Origin of the sequence: Poseidonibacter sp., assembly GCF_041821165.1 — a bacterium.
Classification (GTDB): domain Bacteria; phylum Campylobacterota; class Campylobacteria; order Campylobacterales; family Arcobacteraceae; genus Poseidonibacter.
In genome coordinates this window covers 1-18223 of record NZ_JBGUES010000033.1, presented here as the reverse complement: position 1 = coordinate 18223, position 18223 = coordinate 1, and the positions used below count along the sequence as shown (strand labels likewise).

Genomic DNA, 18223 nt, shown 5'->3' with positions numbered 1-18223 from the left:
CTATGATTTTTGTTATCTTTATTCAATTTTTCTTAGGCTTTTTATTTGTTGTTTTCCCAAAATTTTTATCTCAAGCTGAAATAAAAGTACATGACTATATGCAACTATTTCATTTATATTTATTTAGTTCTTTAGGAATATTTCTATCACTAATTTTTTATTCACAAGTAACAATTATATTTCAAGTTTTAATGTTTATTGCTCAAATTTTAAGTTTTAAACTACTTTATTCTATTCATAAAAAAAGTATTGTAGCTAATAAAGATGATACAAAATGGGTTTTGATTTCATTTTTTTCAGGGCTTATTTCTCATGCTTTATTTATTATTTCAAATTTTGATTTTAATTATTCACATGATTTAGCAAGAATCTCAATAAATGCAGGATTTTATCTATTTTTATTTGGAATTATTTTTACTATATCTCAAAGAATGATTCCTTTTTTTACAAAAGCAAAAGTTTTTACCTATATAGTAAATAAAAGTAAAAATCTTGTTCTTATTGTATTTTCATTATTAGCTTTAAAAGTAATATTATTAAGTTTTCAAAATGCTAGTTTAAATCTATTATCAGATGTTCCTTTATTTATAATTTTTGTAAGAGAATTAATAAAATGGAAACTACCACTATTTAAAGTTCCTGCTATTATGTGGGTTTTATATCTTGGTTTATATTGGATTCCTTTTGCATTCTTAATTTCAATTTTAGAATCAGTTTTTTATCTTCTAAACTTTAGTTTTATTTTTGAAAAAGCAGTTATTCACTCTTTAGCTTTAGGCTATTTTTTAACTGTTTTAATTGGTTTTGGAACAAGAGTTATTTTAGGACATTCAGGAAGTACACCTCATGCTAGTTTTTTTGCAATTGTGATATTTATTTTGGTTCAAGTTGTTGCATTTTTAAGACTGTTTGCATCATTTTCAATTAACACAAATTTAGATTATATTTTCTTTTTAAATCTTTCTGCTTTACTATTAATTTGTGGTTTAATTATTTGGTCAATAAAATATTTAACTATACTTTTAAAAGGTAAATAAATTATTTACTAAACATATCCTTTACATTAAAGTAATAAAATTACTACATAAAAATAAAAGGATATGTATGAATATAATTAAAAAACCATCTTGGAATATATCAGAAAATGAAGTAACACCTGAAGCATTATTTAATAGTAGAAGAACTTTCCTAAAACTAGGTGCTGCTGCATTAGTAACATCAGGTGCATTAATAGAAGCTTTAGCAAAAGATAATATTCCTGTACCAAATTTAAAATATTTAAAAGATAAAAATATAAATAATCTTGACTTAAATACTTATGAACAAATAACAACATATAATAATTTTTATGAATTTACAACTTCAAAAGGTGGAGTTAAAGATTTAGCTCATACTTTAGATACAAATAATTGGGAAGTTGAAATAAGTGGTTTAGTTGAAAAACCATTTACAATTGATGTTAATGATTTAATAAAAAAATTTACACTTGAAGAAAGAATTTATAGATTTAGATGTGTAGAAGGGTGGTCAATGGTTGTACCATGGAATGGTTTTACTGTTGCAGATTTAATAAAATTGGCTAAACCATTATCAAAAGCTAAATATATAAGATTTGAAACAAAATATGATGATGATATGTTTCCTGACCAAAGAAGAGGTGTATTTGGAGCTGTTGATTATCCGTATGTAGAAGGTTTACGAATGGATGAAGCAATGAATGATCTATCATTTTTAGCAGTTGGACTTTATGGTTCAATTTTACCTAAGCAAAATGGTGCGCCTTTAAGATTAGTTGTACCTTGGAAATATGGTTTTAAATCTATTAAATCAATATCAAAAATATCATTTCATGAAGAAGAGCCTTTAAATACTTGGCAAAAATCAAATAGTAGAGAGTATGGTTTTTATGCAAATGTAAATCCAAATGTTGATCATCCAAGATGGTCTCAAAAAAGAGAAAGAGTTTTAGGAAAATTTTTAAAACAAAGAACTCTTATGTTTAATGGATATGAAAAAGAAGTAGGGCATTTATATAATGGAATGGATTTAAGAAAGTATATCTAATGAAAAGATTATCAATATCCTTAATTTTATTGCTTCCTTTACTATTTTTAGCTTTTAAAGTTTTTGTATTAGAAGATATAACTGATCCTATTAAGTATATTTATGTAATCACAGGAGCAAGTGCAACTGTGATTATATTTTTTTCCATTTGTATTTCTTTGATTAAAGATAAAATAAATCTAATTAAATATAGAAGATTAATAGGTCTATTTGGTTTCTTTTATGCCTTATTACATTTACTAAATTTTGTTGTATTTGATGCAGAACTTGATTTTTTATTTATTGTTGAAGAAACAATTGATAAACCATTTATTTATTTAGGAATGATTGCTTTTTTTATTTTAGTATTTATGAGTATAACATCAACAAAAAAACTATTTAGAAAATATAATAAATATCATAAATCAGTTTATCTTGCATTGATTTTAATTACAATTCATTGGGTAATGGCACAAAAATCAATTTCAATTTTACAGTTTGGATATATACTTGCTATTTTGGGTATTGCTTATTGTAAATTAATCCAACAAATTGTAAAAAAACACTCACAAAAGTAGTTTAATAGTGACAGGTTAACTATCTATTAATCATCTATTAGGTTTTAGTTAATTCACTACTGTTATAATTTATTCATAGATAGGTTGACGCAGCGACTTATTTATAAAGATTTTTTAAGATTGAACTTCTTAAATAATAATTTTTTATGTTTCCTTGTGTTAAAGGGCATCGAGAAATCGGTGCCCTTTTTTTATGCCTTTTTATAGTTTTTATGCTACTATTGCGAAATGACAAAACTATATGAAAATACAATAACTAACTAATGCCTTTATCTAATCTAAATGAAGAACAACTAAGCGCAGCTACTTGTCCAAAGGGCTATAATTTAATCATAGCAAGTGCAGGAACAGGTAAAACTTCTACAATCGTAGGAAGAATCGCAAACCTTATTAATAGTGGTGTAAAACCAGAAGAGATACTACTTCTTTCTTTTACAAATAAAGCAGCAGCAGAAATGGTTGCAAGAGTTGCTAAATTTTTTGGTAAAACAATTGCTAAACAAATAATGGCAGGTACTTTTCATTCTGTTTCTTATAAATTATTAAAACAACTAAATATAAATATTACTCTAAAACAACCAAGTGAATTAAAAACTTTGTTTAAATCTATTTATGAAAAAAGAGTTTTTTATGATAGAGCAGAAGATGCAAACCCTTATGATGGTGGCTATTTATATGATTTATACTCTTTATATTTAAACTCAAATACAGGTGAAGATTTTGCAACTTGGATAAAAGACAAAAATGAAGCACATGAAGTATATACATTAATTTATGAAGATGTAGTTGATGAATTTAATAAATTAAAAATTAAATATGGTTATGCAAATTTTGATGATTTACTAACTATTATGCTTGATACTTTAAAAGAGCATGATTTTAATTTTAAAGAGTTACTTGTAGATGAATATCAAGATACAAATCCTTTACAAGGAAGATTATTAGATGCCTTTAAACCTCAATCTTTATTTTGTGTTGGGGATTATGACCAAAGTATTTATGCTTTTAATGGTTCTGATATTGGGATTATTTCTACATTTTCAACAAGATATCCAAATGCAACGGTTTTTACTCTTAGAAAAAATTATCGTTCAACAAAACCAATTTTAGATTTAGCAACAAAAGTTATTGAACATAATGAAAGAATTTATGCAAAGAACTTAGAAGTTGTAAGAACTGATGAAACAATTAAACCAAGGCTTTTAGCTTTTAATGAATCATTTTCACAATATCAACATATTTCAGAACTAATAGCAAAAAGTAGTACCGAACATAATGAAATAGCTATTATTTTTAGAAACAATTCAAGTGCTGATGGAATAGAAGCAAATCTTAGAGAGTTTGATATTCCTGCAAAAAGAAAAGGAAGTATGTCTTTTTTTGATTCTGTTGAAGTAAAATTTATCTTAGATATTTTAGTTATGCAAGTTTCACATAATGATATGATGGCATTTATTCATGTATTAGAGCATGGTAAAGGTATTGGAAAAGCGATTGCAAAAGATATCTTTGATGCTTTAATAAAACTAGGTAATGGCGATTTAATGCAAGGATTATTTCATCCAAATCCAGATATTAAAAATCCTTATGATACAGGAAAAGTAAAAAATAGACAGCTTGGACTTTTTGATGATTTTTTAGAATTAGGTTCTGTATCTAAGTTTAAAGATTGTGGTTTTGAAGAAGCTTATTTATCAAATCCAATTTTAAAACATCCAAAACTAGGTGTTGATGGTGGTAAATATATTTATGACTTTTATTTATTAATGAAACATTTAAGAAGAATAAAAGTTCCAGAAAGCTTAGTAACAAGTATTTCATCATCGATGATGTATTCGAAATTAAAAGATTTTTTATCAACAAAAAGAGCAACACAAAAAGATGGAACAATTCATCCAACACAAAAAACAAAATCATTAGCAAAAATTAATAGAAAAGTAATGATTCTAAAAAACTTATCAAGAAACTTCCAAGAACTTACAAAGTTTATTAACTCAATGATTTTAGGTGGTTCTGAAATGAGTGAGGGTGATGGAGTAAACTTACTTTCTGTTCATGCAAGTAAAGGTTTGGAGTTTAAAGAAGTTTATGTAATTGATTTAATGGACGGAAGATTTCCAAATAGAAAACTTATGAGTAAAGGCGGTAGTTTAGAAGAAGAAAGACGTCTTTTTTATGTAGCAGTAACAAGAGCAAAAGATATACTTTATTTATCATATGCCAAATCGGATAAAATCAAAAAATTATCATTTATCGCAAGTCCATTTTTAAAAGAAGCTGGAATGGTAAAAGATGAGAAAGAAGGGTGAAAATCTTAAATAGTTAAGCTCTATGCTTAACTATTAAAACTTATTATAAAAAATCTGATAAATAAAACTCCTCTAAAATACTCAAATTCTTTTTTTTTAGACACTCTTAGCTATAATCGCGCATATATTACACATAAAATCTAACCAATAATTAGGAATTTTTAATGAGCGAAAAAGAAAAATACGAACCATCAAAAGTAGAAGATAACTATTACAAAATCTGGGAAGATAGAGGTTATTTTGAAATTGAAGGAAATAAATCAATTCAAGAACTAGATGAAAGTGGAAAACAAAAAACTTTCTCAATTATGATGCCACCACCAAATGTAACGGGAAGCTTACATATTGGTCATGCACTTACTTTTACATTACAAGATATTATCACTAGATACAAAAGAATGGATGGCTTTAAAACTTTATGGCAACCAGGAACAGACCATGCTGGAATTGCAACTCAAAATGTAGTTGAAAAACAATTATTAGCAGAAGGTACTACAAAAGAAGAACTTGGACGTGAGAAGTTTTTAGAGCGAGCTTGGTTACAAAAAGAAACAAGTGGTGGAAATATTGTTCATCAAATGAGAAAACTAGGAGTTACTCCTGCATGGAAACGTGAGAGATTTACAATGGATGAAGGTTTAAAAGAAGCTGTAAAAGAAGCTTTTGTATCTTTATACAATGATGGTCATATTTCACAAAATAACTATATGGTAAACTGGTGTACACATGATGGTGCATTATCAGATATAGAAGTTGAGCATGAAGAAGTAAATGGTAAGTTTTATACTATGATTTACAAATTTGCAGATGGTTCAGGAGAACTTGAAGTTGCAACTACAAGACCTGAAACATACTTTGGTGATACTGCTATTATGGTTCATCCTGATGATTCTAGATACACTGATATTGTAGGAAAAGAAGTATTATTACCTTTAACTGATAGAAAAATCAAAGTTATTACTGATTCTCATGTTGATATGGAATTTGGAACAGGTGTGGTTAAAGTAACTCCTGCACATGACCAAAATGACTACGAAGTAGGGAAAAGACACGATTTAGAATTTATTAAAGTATTTGATGAAAAAGGTATTTTAAACGATTACTGTGGAGAGTTTGCTGGACTTGAAAGACTTGAAGCTAGACCTATTATTGTAAAAGCTTTAGAAAATGCAGGATATATTGTAAAAATTGAAGAACATGTTCATCAAGTAGGGCATTGTTATAGATGTAAAAATATTGTTGAGCCATTTATTTCTCAACAATGGTTCTTATCTGAGAAAATTGCAAAATCTTCAATTGATAAAACAAAAGCACATAATAACTTCCACCCACAACACTGGATTAACTCATATACAGCATGGATGGATGAGTTAAGACCTTGGTGTATTTCAAGACAACTTTGGTGGGGACATAGAATTCCTGTATTTACTTGTAACTCATGTAATCATCAATGGGCTGACAAAAATGATACTCCAGAAAAATGTCCAAAATGTGGAGAAAAACATTATACTCAAGACCCAGATGTTTTAGATACTTGGTTCTCATCTGCTTTATGGGCAATGTCACCATTAGGTTGGGGGAATAACGGTAAATTAGAAGATTTATATAATGAAGTAGAAGATATGAAAAACTTCTATCCAAATTCACTTTTAATTACTGGTTTTGATATTATGTTCTTCTGGGTTGCTAGAATGATGATGATGGGTGATCACTTCCAAGGTGAACTACCATTTAAAGATATTTATATGCACGCATTAGTTAGAGATGAAACAGGTGCAAAAATGTCTAAATCAAAAGGAAATGTAATCGACCCACTTGATATGGTTGAAGAGCATTCTGCTGATATTATTAGATTTACACTGGCATATTTAGCTGTTCAAGGTAGAGATATTAAACTTGGTGCTAAAAACTTAGAGCAATTTAGAAACTTTACAAATAAGTTATATAATGCGTCTAATTTCTTAACAATGAATGTTGATACTTTCCCTGATTTAAATGATATTGAGATTAAAACACCACTAGGTCTTTATATGCAATCAAGATTATCTCATGCAGTTGAAGATGTAAGAGAATCTCTTGAAAGTTTTAAATTCAATGAATCTGCATCAATTTTATATAAATTTGTATGGACTGAATTCTGTGATTGGGGTATTGAGTACTCAAAAGCTTCAAAAGAGTCTATTGTTGAATTAGGTGCAATTTTCAAAGAAACATTAAAAATGGTTTCACCATTTATGCCATTTATTTCTGATTTCTTATATCATAATTTATCAGGAACTTCACTAGAAGAGGGTGCTGATTCTCTAATGGTTTGTAACTTCCCTAAAAATATTGCTAAAAATGAAGAAGTAGAATCAATGTTTGCTATTATCGAAGAAGCAATTACAGCTCTTAGACGTGCAAAAGTTGTTATAGATATGGGTAATTCTAAAATTGCAAAAGCATATATTAAATTAGATGTTTCTATTGATAAAGATGTTGCAAAACCATTTATTGAAAAACTTGCAAAAGTTGAAAATATTGAGTTTGTAGATGCAAAAGTTGAAAACTCAATTACAGATGTATCTGACAATTTAGAAGTGTATCTTCCAACTTCTGAGATTGATATGAGTCCAATTATTGATAAATTAACTAAACAAAAAGAGAAAACACAAAAAGAATTTGATAAACTAAATGGAATGTTATCAAATGAAAGATTTGTAGCAAATGCACCTGAATCTGTAGTTGCAGAAAATAAAAAAGCATTAGAAGATGCAAAAAATAAATTAGAAAAAATTGAAAATGAATTAAAGGCTATTTCTTAATAGCTTTTAATTAAAAAGGCTTGAAAATGAAGATAAAATTTTATAAACTTGTTTTACTTATTAGTTTTATTTTTCTTTTTCAAGGCTGTTCTTTTACTCAAGACAACGTCCGAAGTATAGCTCAAACAAACTCAGCAATAAAATTAACTAACTCTAAAAATCAAGTATTAAAATATCTAATAGATTATAAGAAAAAACTAGATTTACGAAATCCAAGTGCTTATAATAAAAACATTAGAAGTGATATTTATAATCAAATTAAAACAAATCAAGACTATATAAATCTAATTCAAGATAATAAAAAACTACATACTTATCAAGAATATTTTTTACATGCTTTTTCAAAAGAAGAGGTGCGTAATAGAAATGATTTATTAATTATAGGTTTGTACAAACTAATTTATAAAGCATACTTATTAAATGAAAATCATAAATTTACAGCAATGCAGTACAATAGTTTGGATATGCTAACACTTTATAAGTATTTACAAGTTATTAGATGGAAAATAAGAACTGCAACAGATAATAATGATAACTATCTATTTGTAACATGGCAAAATAATTGGCAGTTAGAATTAATGAAAAAAGATATTAGTGATTTAAATATAATAAAAGAGTTAAAATATATTAAAAACAATGAAGAAACTGTTTTTTCACACTCAAATTTTTCTTTTGAAGTTCTAATAACTTTAATGCTTGCAAATGTAGAAGCATCTTTAAAAGAGATAAATGTAGAGCCTTATGAGTTAAGTATTTCAGCTCTTAAAAGTTTTATATTTGTACTTTAAAGTAAGACAAAAGTCTTACTTTTTTCTAAGTTTATGTGAGATTGTATAAAGAACTGGTAAATAAATAAGATTAAGTATTGTTCCCCATGCAAGACCAAATCCAAGTGCAATAGCAATTGGTTGAAAAATTACAGCTTGACCTGTTGGGAAAAAGATAAGTGATGTCATTCCAATTATTGTAGTTACAGTTGTAATAATAATAGGTCTAAATCTTTTTGTTGCTCTTTGAAATATCTCATCTAAAGTTTTTGCTTTCTTTAAATAGGTCATCATAATAATTCCATCATTTATAACAACTCCTGCAAGTCCTAAAGCTCCAATCATTGAAGGCATAGATAGATTTAATCCCATTACCTTATGACCTATTAAAACGCCTAGAATTGAGAAAGGAATAATACTCATAACAATAAATGTTTCTCTAAATGAATTAAATAAATAAAGCATTGCAAGCATAATTAAAACTAGTGCTAAAGCAGTTGCTAAAAGCATATCATTTTTTAGATTTTTCTTTTTCTCAGCTTCACCTTTAAAAATTAGTCTAATACCATCTTCTTTTAATTTATCTAAGCTTGGTTGTATTTTTTCTACTACTTCTGTTGAAGTTATAATATCAGGGTCAACATTTGCAAAGATATAGAAATTCTTTTCACCTTGGTCTTTAATAACTTGCTCAAAAGCTCTAATTGTATTAAGTTCAACTATTTGCTCTAGTGCTACAAATGTTCCATCATTTAAAGGGATTTGAGTATTTTTAAAACTATGATAATCATCTTTATTTTGTGATTGTATTTTGATATCTAACATCTCTTTATCATCAAAAGATACAGCCTTTTTCTTTAATAAATAAAGATTTGATAGGTATGTTCCAATAAATGACTCTGTTATTCCTAATTGTTCTCCATAAGGATTTATTTTAATTTTAATTTCATCAATTCCAAATTTTAGTGAATTAGATACAGATTTAATTCCTTCAATTGATTCAATCTCTTTATGTAAACTCTCTATTGCTTTTATGATTTTTTGATTATCATGAGAAATAAGACCTATTTTTACATCAGCTTTTACAGGACCTACTTTTTTCTCTAAAACAGACATTTCTTCTAAATTGTATTTTTTAACAAAGTTTTTATTTTCAATAAAAGTTTTAAGTCTTTTTGCAATTTGTCTTGATTTTTCAGTTCTAGTTCGACCTTCTTCATCATAATAAAAACTAAGATTTGGAGTTATATACTTATCTAAAAAACTTGTTGGTTTTAGTTTTTGAAGTTCTATTGTCATATACATAACATAAGGAAAGTTTTCAGAGTTTCCACCTACATCTCTTCTAAATCCAGCAACAGAATCAATACTTCTAATAAAAAACTTATCTTGTTCTTTCATAAACTCTTGTTCTATTTCTTGTACAATTTTAAATGAATCTTCAAGTGTTGTATTTTCATTTGCTTTTAGAGAAATTTTTATATCCGTTGCATCAAATTTAGGAAATAGTTGAAATTTTGAGTTCTTTATTTGCATAACTGTTAAAACAGGAACCATTACAATAAATATTATTAAAAATGTTTTTTTCCAATTCATAAAAAAGTGAATAATCTTATTGTAAACTTTATTTGCTTTTTCCCATGATGTAACTTTTGCTCCACTTTTAAGCATATGTGCCGCATGAATTGGTAAGAATATAAATGATTCAATAAGTGAAGCTACAACTAATGCACTTAAAGCAATAGGAATAAGTTTCATAACTTCACCCATAGTTCCACTAATCATTAAAATAGGTAAAAATGAAAATAGTGTTGTAATAGATGCAACAGTTACAGGTTTTACCATTTCTCTTGCACCCATTATCGCAGCTTCTTTTGGAGGGTATCCTTCTTCTATATGTTGTTGAATATTTTCACTAACAACAATTGCATCATCAACAACAATACCAATTGCAATAAGTACCCCAACAAGAGATATCATATTTATTGTATAACCACTTAGATACATATAAATAGCAGCAATAACAAATGACGTTGGAATACCAATAGCAATAATTGCAGACATTCTAAAATTAATTAAAATCATTACTAAAATAGTAATAAGTATAATTCCTAAAGATATATTAGAAACTACAATATTTAATCTATCTTGAATTCTTTCACTATTATCATCAGCAACTGATATATTTATATCAGGATTTTGTTTTTCTAAAAGAGGAAGAAGTTTTCTAATATCTTGTACTATTTGGATAGCATTTGCTGTATCGTTTTGTTCAACTGCTAAAGATAGTGCATTTTTACCATTAAAAGAGTACAAAGTTGAGGAGTCTTCATACTTTTTTGAAATAGTTGCTATATCTCTTATATATAGATTTTTATTACCAATTTTAAGAAGAGTATTTGCAAAATCTTTTGCATTTTTAGCACCATTAAAAGTAGAGATATAATAGTGTTTTTTAGGGTCTTCTATTTTACCAATAGGAAAAATATATGATAAAGTTGAAATTGCATTAAATATTTCATTTTTATTTAGATTAAATGCTTCTATTTTTTTATCATCAAGTAATACTTCAAAATATCTATCTGAATCACCATAAATAGTAATATCATTAACACCTTCAACACCTAAAATTTTACTTTTTAAAGTTTCTGCTAATGGTTTTAATTCATCAGTTGTATATTTATTTGAAGTTAGTGAAATATCTACAACAGAACGTTTTCGCTCTAGAACATTAACACTTGGTTCATTCATATCAGATGGAAGATTTGACTTTATAAGTGTAATAGCATCTTTTATTTTATTAGCTTCGTTATATTTATCTTTGCCTTTTTTTAGCTCTAAAACAATAGAAAAACGACCAGGAGATATAACTGTTGTCATAATATCAACACTATCAATGTTTTTAACATTATCTTCAATTTCAGTTACAGCCATTTTATCTAGAATATCAACAGAAGCTCCTGCATAAGAGCCTTTTATTGAAATCATATCAAGTTCAAAACTTGGAAAAATCTCTTTAGCTGTTTTATTATAAGACCAAATTCCAATAGCAAATACTAATACAAATAGTGTATAGTTAACTCTTGAATTTTCAACAAAAAATTTCAATACTTTATCGAACATTTATTTCCTTTATTTAAAGCAGAAATTATAATACATAATTATTAATAGCGTATTAATGATTTAGAAGTGTTTTGTGCAAGTAGAGTTTATCTACTTGCTGCATATAAGTTAAAGTCAGTAATTACTTCTAAATCTGTATCTTCTTTTACATTTTCTGCAAATACTTTGATATTTAAAAGTGTAGAAAGTTCAGCAATTGCTTCTACAAAACTTTGTTTTGAATTGTCATTAGAAATATTTTGAGTATAATCTCTTGCTAATCTAATATAATCTAAATTTAAATCTTTGATATTATTTAATGGAATAAATTTACTTTCAAATCTTTTAATAATAACTTTAGCTCCACATTTATGTACTTCATCTGCAAAGAATTTAAATTTATCAACATCTTTTGCAACTGCATAAGCTGTAATTGAAAATACTAGTTGTGATGCAATTGTTCTATGTTTAATAATCTCTTTTTCAAGCCATGAAATAAAGCTTGTATTATTAATTGATTCTAAAGATAAATTAATTGAAATATCATGAGTAATTTTATATTGTAAAATATGATTTATTACTTTTTCTATAACTTTTTTATCAAAGTCAATTACTCTTTCATATTTTTCTGCAATTGAAACAAATGTACCAATTGGAATATCAAGTCCATCATCATCACTTGCACTTGTAAATGCTTCTTGCATTACTAAAGTTTTATTTTCATTTAGAAGTTTTGCATCACCAATATACTGAACATTAAATTTTGAATTATCAATAATATCAAAAATTAAATCTCTCCAAGATTCCATATCTCTTGATAAATCATTTGAATCTCTAATAAATGCTTCATTTGAACCAATTAATGTAGCTTTTGCATAAGCTTCTGTTGCACCTTGAAGTATTTGAGGCGTTGTACCAATTGGATTAAATGGACTTGCTCCTATATGGACAATATCTTTTTTATTAATTTCAATTGATAACTCTTCAAAATGTTTTTTTAATTTTTTTGTAAATGAAACAGCATCTTCATAAGTAAATTCATGACCAATTAATGCAAATTCTGAACCAAAAAATCTATAAGCAGTTGTTTTTAAATCTTTTTTGCATTTACATGATTTTAGTATATTTGCAAATTTCTTGATAAAAATATTAACTTCATTATTTGTATGACTTTTTGCATAAGTACTTAAATCAAAAATTTTAATTACGAAGATATATCCACTTGATTTATTAATAAACATATTTTTCATATCTGTTTCAAAACTTTGTTTTAAACTTAGTCCTGTTAATTCATCTTGTGATAATTTTTTTGTTGTATTTTCAAGGTTATTATTTAGTTTATTAATAATTGTCTCAATTTTTGTAGACATATCATTCATTGCAATTGCTACATTTTTAATTTCAGTAGTTACAGGAAGTTCTTTAATTGTATCAAATTTACCAAGTGCAATATTAGCTGCAAGTTTTTCAATCATTTTTAAAGGTTTTAATAAATATTGAATAAAAATAAATAAAATTATCATAGCAATAATAAAAGCAATTGTTGCATAAATAATAGCAGATTTTGCTTCTTCATAAAGTCTAGCATAAGCATCACCTGCATTTGCACTTACATAAATAATTGCAGTTGTTTTCCAACCATTTGAAATTTCACTCTGTTTTTCTTCAAGATTTATTTTTATTAAATCAATAAACCATGCAGGAACATAATCAAATTTTTCTTTTCTTGATACTTTTGTTATAACTTTATTTACAATAAGTTTTGTAGATATATTTTTCTTTATGCCTTCTTTATTTGTTGCAATAAAATTAAATACTATTTCTCCGCCATTTTTATACTTAGGACTTGTAGTTAAAACATATTGTTTATTTTTAACTTCATGTTCACTTTCATCTACTAATTCACTATTTTCTAATGCTAATAACTCTTGTGTTAAATCATCATCATTTGCAATAAGTTCAATATTTCCATATTTCTCTTTAATAGATAAATTAGAAATTTTCCATATATCATCATCTAACTCTTTTGATGAATCTATTAGTTCATTTTCACTAATAGTAAAGTAAGCATCTTCTAATCGAATTTCTTTATAAAATCCTCTATTTGCAATAGCGCTAATAATAGACTCTATTTCAGGATCTTTTTTATTAACCAACAATGATTTTAAACTCAATCCCAAAGATGTTGCTGTATCTTGCGCTTTGGTTATGGATTCTATTTCTAAATATTGTTTTGTGTTTTTAATACTAATAATAAAATTACCAGCAAAAATCATAAAAAATATAAACGAAATAATAATATATAACTGTTTTGATAAAGACATTTTTTTTCCTTTTAAATTCTACTCATTAAACTTTTCCAAGATTTTAAGTTGTTTTTTCCAATTTTTACAGAACCTTTGTTTTTCGCTTGCCATAGACCATTTGCATTAAAACTATAAACGGGTTTTAAATCATCTCTTTTTGATGCTAATTGTAATTTCTTATCAATATTATCTAAAACGATTGGAGTGGAACCAACTTTATGGTAATAAGTTAAAACCATATGAGCTTGTTCATATTTAGTTCTTTTCTTTTGATAGGTAACATAGGTAATTCTTAGTTTATGGTCAGGTACACCTAATTTTCTTAATGAAAAATATTTTGCAATTGCATAATCTTCACAATCACCAGCACCTGTACCCATAAATTCAAAAGGAGTTGCCCAATAATCCTTTTTTCTCCAATGTTTTTCATCTGTTGAATATCTGATTTTATTAAAAAATTCATTTACATTTTTTAATTTTTGAAGAATTTTTTTATCTTTTGAAGATTCAATCATTTTATCCCAAAGTAATACTCTATTTTGGGCTCTTTTACCATATTTTTTAGTTATTGCAGAAATTTGTTCATTTGAAATATTATATAAACCACTTGCGATATTTGAAGTTGAAATAAAAAAGATAATAAAAAAAGAAAAAATAAGTGTAGGTTTCAAATAATTTCCTTTTTTTACATATATTTTATAATAGAAAAGATTAAACTATTCTATAAATAAATTTGTAGTATTGTTATTTATTGCTTGTGTCATATTCATTGTTTTTAAAACTTCTTTATTCCATATTGCTTTATTTGAAAAATTATTAGTAAATTCGTCTTTATAAATTGGATAAATATCATCTCTTTTTTTTGCAAGAGATAACTCTTTATGAATACTATCTAGCATAATTGGATTAGAATTTTTATTATGATAGTAAGCTAATAAAATATGTTCATGATCATCTTTTGGATTTTCACTTATATCTTTTACAAAAATTATTTTAAGTTTATGCTTTGGAATACCTAATTTAACTAATGATATATATTTCGCAATAGCATAATCTTCACTATCCCCAGCTCCTGTACCTAAAAACTCTAGTAAACTTGCCGAATAATCTTCTTTTCTCCAATGTTCTAAATCAACTATATAATGAATTTGATTGAAAAAATTATTTACATTTTTTAACTTTATAAGAATGTCTTTATCTTTTGATGATTCAATCATCTCATCCCATAATAAAACTCTTTTTTTTGCATTAAAGCCATATTTTTTATGAATATCATTTACCTCTTCTATTGCAATGTTTTTTACACTTATTGCAAAAGAAGAAGTATTTAATAATAAATAGAGATAAAAAGGTATAAATAATTTATTTCTTTTCAAAAAACTATTCCTATATTTTAATTTATTTTAATAAGTTTTTTATTGCTTCTTCATCTAAAATATCATTATCATATTTTATAGCTATAACATTTTCAGTATTATTAATATACCATTCATCAATTGCTTTATGCTCTAAGTTTGCACTTTTTTCTAATGAATACTCATCTAAAGATAAATAAGCAAATCTTTTTTTAGCTGGGTTTGGCATAGTAACAATAAGTATTGCCCATAAAATACAAACAACAGCAATTACAATAACTAAAGTAGATAATGAAACATCTTCATAAAAGATTCCACCAATAACACCACCTAAAAATGTACCTAAATAACCAGCAGAGTTAAATACACCTAAAACTAAACCTCTTTGATGTACTTTTGCAAATTTAGATGCAAGTGATTGCATAATAGGTTCATGCATATTAAATCCAATAAAAAATACAACTACACCAATTGCAAATACTGTAGCAGATGAACTCATACCAATAATTAAATATGAAACTGCAAAAAATAAAATTCCTATTATTAAAATCTCTTTGAATTTTCCTTTTTTCTCAGCAATTACAGCAGCAGGACCCATTGCTAAAACTCCAAATATCATTGCAGGAAGATATACTTTCCAAAGTTCAGACATTTCCCATTGAAAGTTTTTTATTAAAACCATTGGAATAATCATAAAAGCAAAAGTCATTAAACCTTTTTGTAAAAAGTTTGTAATATTCATTTTTATTGAATTTGAGTTAAATAAAACTTCTTTTAAATTTATTTTTCCATTGTATGTATGAGTAATATGTGGAGGATTTGGTACTTTTTTTACTAAAACATAAATTGATACTAAAGCTAATACCATTGTAATATAAAATAAAAATTCAACACCAAATGCAGCACCTAAAGTAGGACCTGCTATCATAGAAAGTGCAAATGCACCTGCAATTGACATTCCCATTACAGCCATAGCTTTTGGTCTTTGCTCTTCTTTTACTAAATCACTAATCATCGCTGTTACAACTGCACCAATTGCACCTGCACCTTGAAGTAATCTTCCTAACATTAGTGTATAAATGTCAGTTGATAATGCACAAATTAATGAACCCAATGCAAAAAGCACAAGACCCATAATAATTGTTCCTTTTCTTCCTAGTTTATCACTCATAACACCAAATGGAACTTGAAAAATCATTTGAGTTAAAGCATAACCACCTATAACTATCCCCACAAGAGTAGTTGTCGCACCTTCTAAATTTATAGCATATACTGAAATAACTGGTAAAACTAAAAATAGACCTAAAAATCTTAGCGCAATAATTGAGCTAAGAGGTAAAATTGATTTAATCATCTATAATCCTAAATATAATATAATACGTGCGATTATATAGCATTTTTGTTAATAAGATGTTGAAAAGGAAAATAATGAAAATAGTTTTAGCCTCTGGAAATAAAGGTAAGATAAAAGAATTTGAAAAATTAATGCCAAATGATGAAGTAATTGCTTATAAAGAAATCTTAGGTGATTTTGAAATTATTGAAGATCAAGATAGTTTTAAAGGCAATGCAATTAAAAAAGCACAGACTATTTATGATGAATTAATTAAAAAAGATTATAAAGATATTATTGTTATTTCAGATGATTCAGGAATTACTGTTCCTATTTTAAATAATGAACCAGGTATTTATTCTGCAAGATATGCAGGAGAGAATGCAAGTGATAAAGATAATAATAATAAACTAATGTCAAAATTAAATGAATTAAACTTAGATAAAACACCTGCTTTTTACACAGCATGTATTGCAATAGTTTATCAAAATGAAGTTTATACAGTTCATGGATGGATGCATGGAAATGCTTTAAATAAAGAAATAGGTGAGGGTGGTTTTGGATATGACCCATTATTTATGCCAAATGGATTTGATAAAACTTTAGGGGAATTGTCAAGTGAAATTAAAAAAGAGTTCTCTCATCGTTCAAAGGCATTAAAGTTAGCAAAAAAAGTTTTAGAAGTAATATTATAAAAAAGTAAATAAATTAGTATCAATTTACTTGATAATTTAAGACTTGATTGCTATAATTTATATTTTAATGATAAAATAACTTATTTAGGAAAAGTTGAAATGTCAAATAATATAAATTCTACTTTATTAACAAAATTTAATTTTGCACCTTCTGATTATAATATATTGATTATTGAAGATTCAAAATCAGTAAATAGAATTTTAACAGAAACTTTTTTGGATTTAGGATATAGGTGTTTTAGTACATTTTGTCTAAAAGAAGCAAAGGAAATTTTATCAAGTACTGAAATACATTATATTATGCTTGATATAAATTTGCCTGATGGTTCTGGTTATGAACTTATATCATATATAGAAGATGGCTTAGAAAAAGTATTTATTCTAACTGGTGAAAATGATAAAGAACAAAGAAATATTGCCTATGAAAAAGGCATTATTGATTTTATTGTCAAAGATAAAGACTTCTTTTATAAAATACATGAAATTACAACTACAATTGAACAACTTGAAAAAAATAAATTTAAAACTATATTAGTAGTAGATGACTCTATTGTTATTCAACAACAACTAACAGATATTCTTCAAAATAGATTTTATAATATTGAACTTGCAGCTGATGCAAGTACTGCATTAGAGATTATTAATAAAATGACTATTGATTTGATTTTATTAGATGTACAATTAAAGAATTCAAATGGAATTGATTTTTTACAAAAATATAAAAATGAAATAGTAATCAAAAGAAAAATACCTGTTATGATAATTTCTGGAAATGTTGATACTGCAATTATCACAGATGGATTAAAAGCAGGGGCTATTGATATAATAAAAAAACCTTTTATTATTGAAGAAATAGTATTAAAAGTTGATTTATGGATTGATTATAAACGTAAAGAACAAGAAGTTTTATCTTCTACAAAACTTCTTGAAG

The 18223-nt window shown here is 26.1% G+C and carries 13 protein-coding genes; 8 read left to right on the top strand and 5 right to left on the bottom strand.

Annotation, left to right across the window (positions count from 1 at the left end; all coding sequences use genetic code 11):
• The 6 genes from ACERKK_RS04550 to ACERKK_RS04525 form a co-directional block, all read left to right on the top strand.
• On the top strand, positions 1–1037 hold a 1037-nt coding region (locus tag ACERKK_RS04550; RefSeq protein ID WP_373771895.1), incomplete at its 5' end, for an NnrS family protein.
• A 67-nt stretch (positions 1038–1104) separates the two neighbouring features.
• Positions 1105–2064 carry a protein-methionine-sulfoxide reductase catalytic subunit MsrP gene (gene msrP / locus ACERKK_RS04545; protein WP_373771894.1) on the top strand — a complete coding sequence of 320 codons (960 nt, stop codon included), beginning with the start codon at positions 1105–1107 and terminating at the stop codon, positions 2062–2064.
• Positions 2064–2621 carry a sulfite oxidase heme-binding subunit YedZ gene (locus tag ACERKK_RS04540; RefSeq protein ID WP_373771893.1) on the top strand — a complete coding sequence of 186 codons (558 nt, stop codon included), beginning with the start codon at positions 2064–2066 and terminating at the stop codon, positions 2619–2621. The genes msrP and ACERKK_RS04540 overlap by 1 nt, the downstream gene beginning before the upstream one ends.
• 263 nt (positions 2622–2884) lie before the next feature.
• Positions 2885–4930, top strand: coding sequence for an ATP-dependent helicase (locus ACERKK_RS04535; RefSeq protein ID WP_373771892.1), 2046 nt, complete (start codon positions 2885–2887; stop codon positions 4928–4930).
• A gap of 164 nt (positions 4931–5094) precedes the next feature.
• Positions 5095–7734 carry a valine--tRNA ligase gene (locus ACERKK_RS04530; protein ID WP_373771891.1) on the top strand — a complete coding sequence of 880 codons (2640 nt, stop codon included), beginning with the start codon at positions 5095–5097 and terminating at the stop codon, positions 7732–7734.
• 26 nt (positions 7735–7760) lie between these two features.
• Positions 7761–8522: a hypothetical protein gene (locus ACERKK_RS04525; protein ID WP_373771890.1), complete on the top strand. Its 762-nt coding sequence runs from the start codon at positions 7761–7763 to the stop codon at positions 8520–8522.
• Between the two features lie 15 nt (positions 8523–8537).
• Here the strand turns inward: ACERKK_RS04525 and ACERKK_RS04520 are convergent, their stop codons facing one another.
• From ACERKK_RS04520 to ACERKK_RS04500, 5 genes are all read right to left on the bottom strand, one after another.
• The gene (locus ACERKK_RS04520) at positions 8538–11624 is read right to left on the bottom strand and encodes an efflux RND transporter permease subunit (protein ID WP_373771889.1); all 3087 of its coding nucleotides are present in this window, start codon (positions 11622–11624) and stop codon (positions 8538–8540) included.
• Positions 11625–11710: 86 nt separating this feature from the next.
• Entirely contained in the window at positions 11711–13927 is a 2217-nt protein-coding gene (locus ACERKK_RS04515) for an EAL domain-containing protein (protein ID WP_373771888.1), read from the bottom strand.
• Between the two features lie 11 nt (positions 13928–13938).
• Entirely contained in the window at positions 13939–14580 is a 642-nt protein-coding gene (locus tag ACERKK_RS04510) for a transglutaminase-like cysteine peptidase (RefSeq protein WP_373771887.1), read from the bottom strand.
• Between the two features lie 45 nt (positions 14581–14625).
• Positions 14626–15285 carry a transglutaminase-like cysteine peptidase gene (locus ACERKK_RS04505; RefSeq protein WP_373771886.1) on the bottom strand — a complete coding sequence of 220 codons (660 nt, stop codon included), beginning with the start codon at positions 15283–15285 and terminating at the stop codon, positions 14626–14628.
• 22 nt (positions 15286–15307) lie between these two features.
• Complete coding sequence (locus ACERKK_RS04500) at positions 15308–16618, bottom strand: MFS transporter (protein WP_373771885.1); 1311 nt, start codon at positions 16616–16618, stop codon at positions 15308–15310.
• A 74-nt stretch (positions 16619–16692) separates the two neighbouring features.
• Between ACERKK_RS04500 and ACERKK_RS04495 the strand changes: the two genes are divergently transcribed.
• Both ACERKK_RS04495 and ACERKK_RS04490 read left to right on the top strand, forming a co-directional pair.
• Positions 16693–17292: a non-canonical purine NTP pyrophosphatase gene (locus tag ACERKK_RS04495; RefSeq protein WP_373771884.1), complete on the top strand. Its 600-nt coding sequence runs from the start codon at positions 16693–16695 to the stop codon at positions 17290–17292.
• A gap of 99 nt (positions 17293–17391) precedes the next feature.
• The coding region (locus ACERKK_RS04490; protein WP_373771883.1) for a response regulator at positions 17392–18223 on the top strand (832 nt) is incomplete at its 3' end.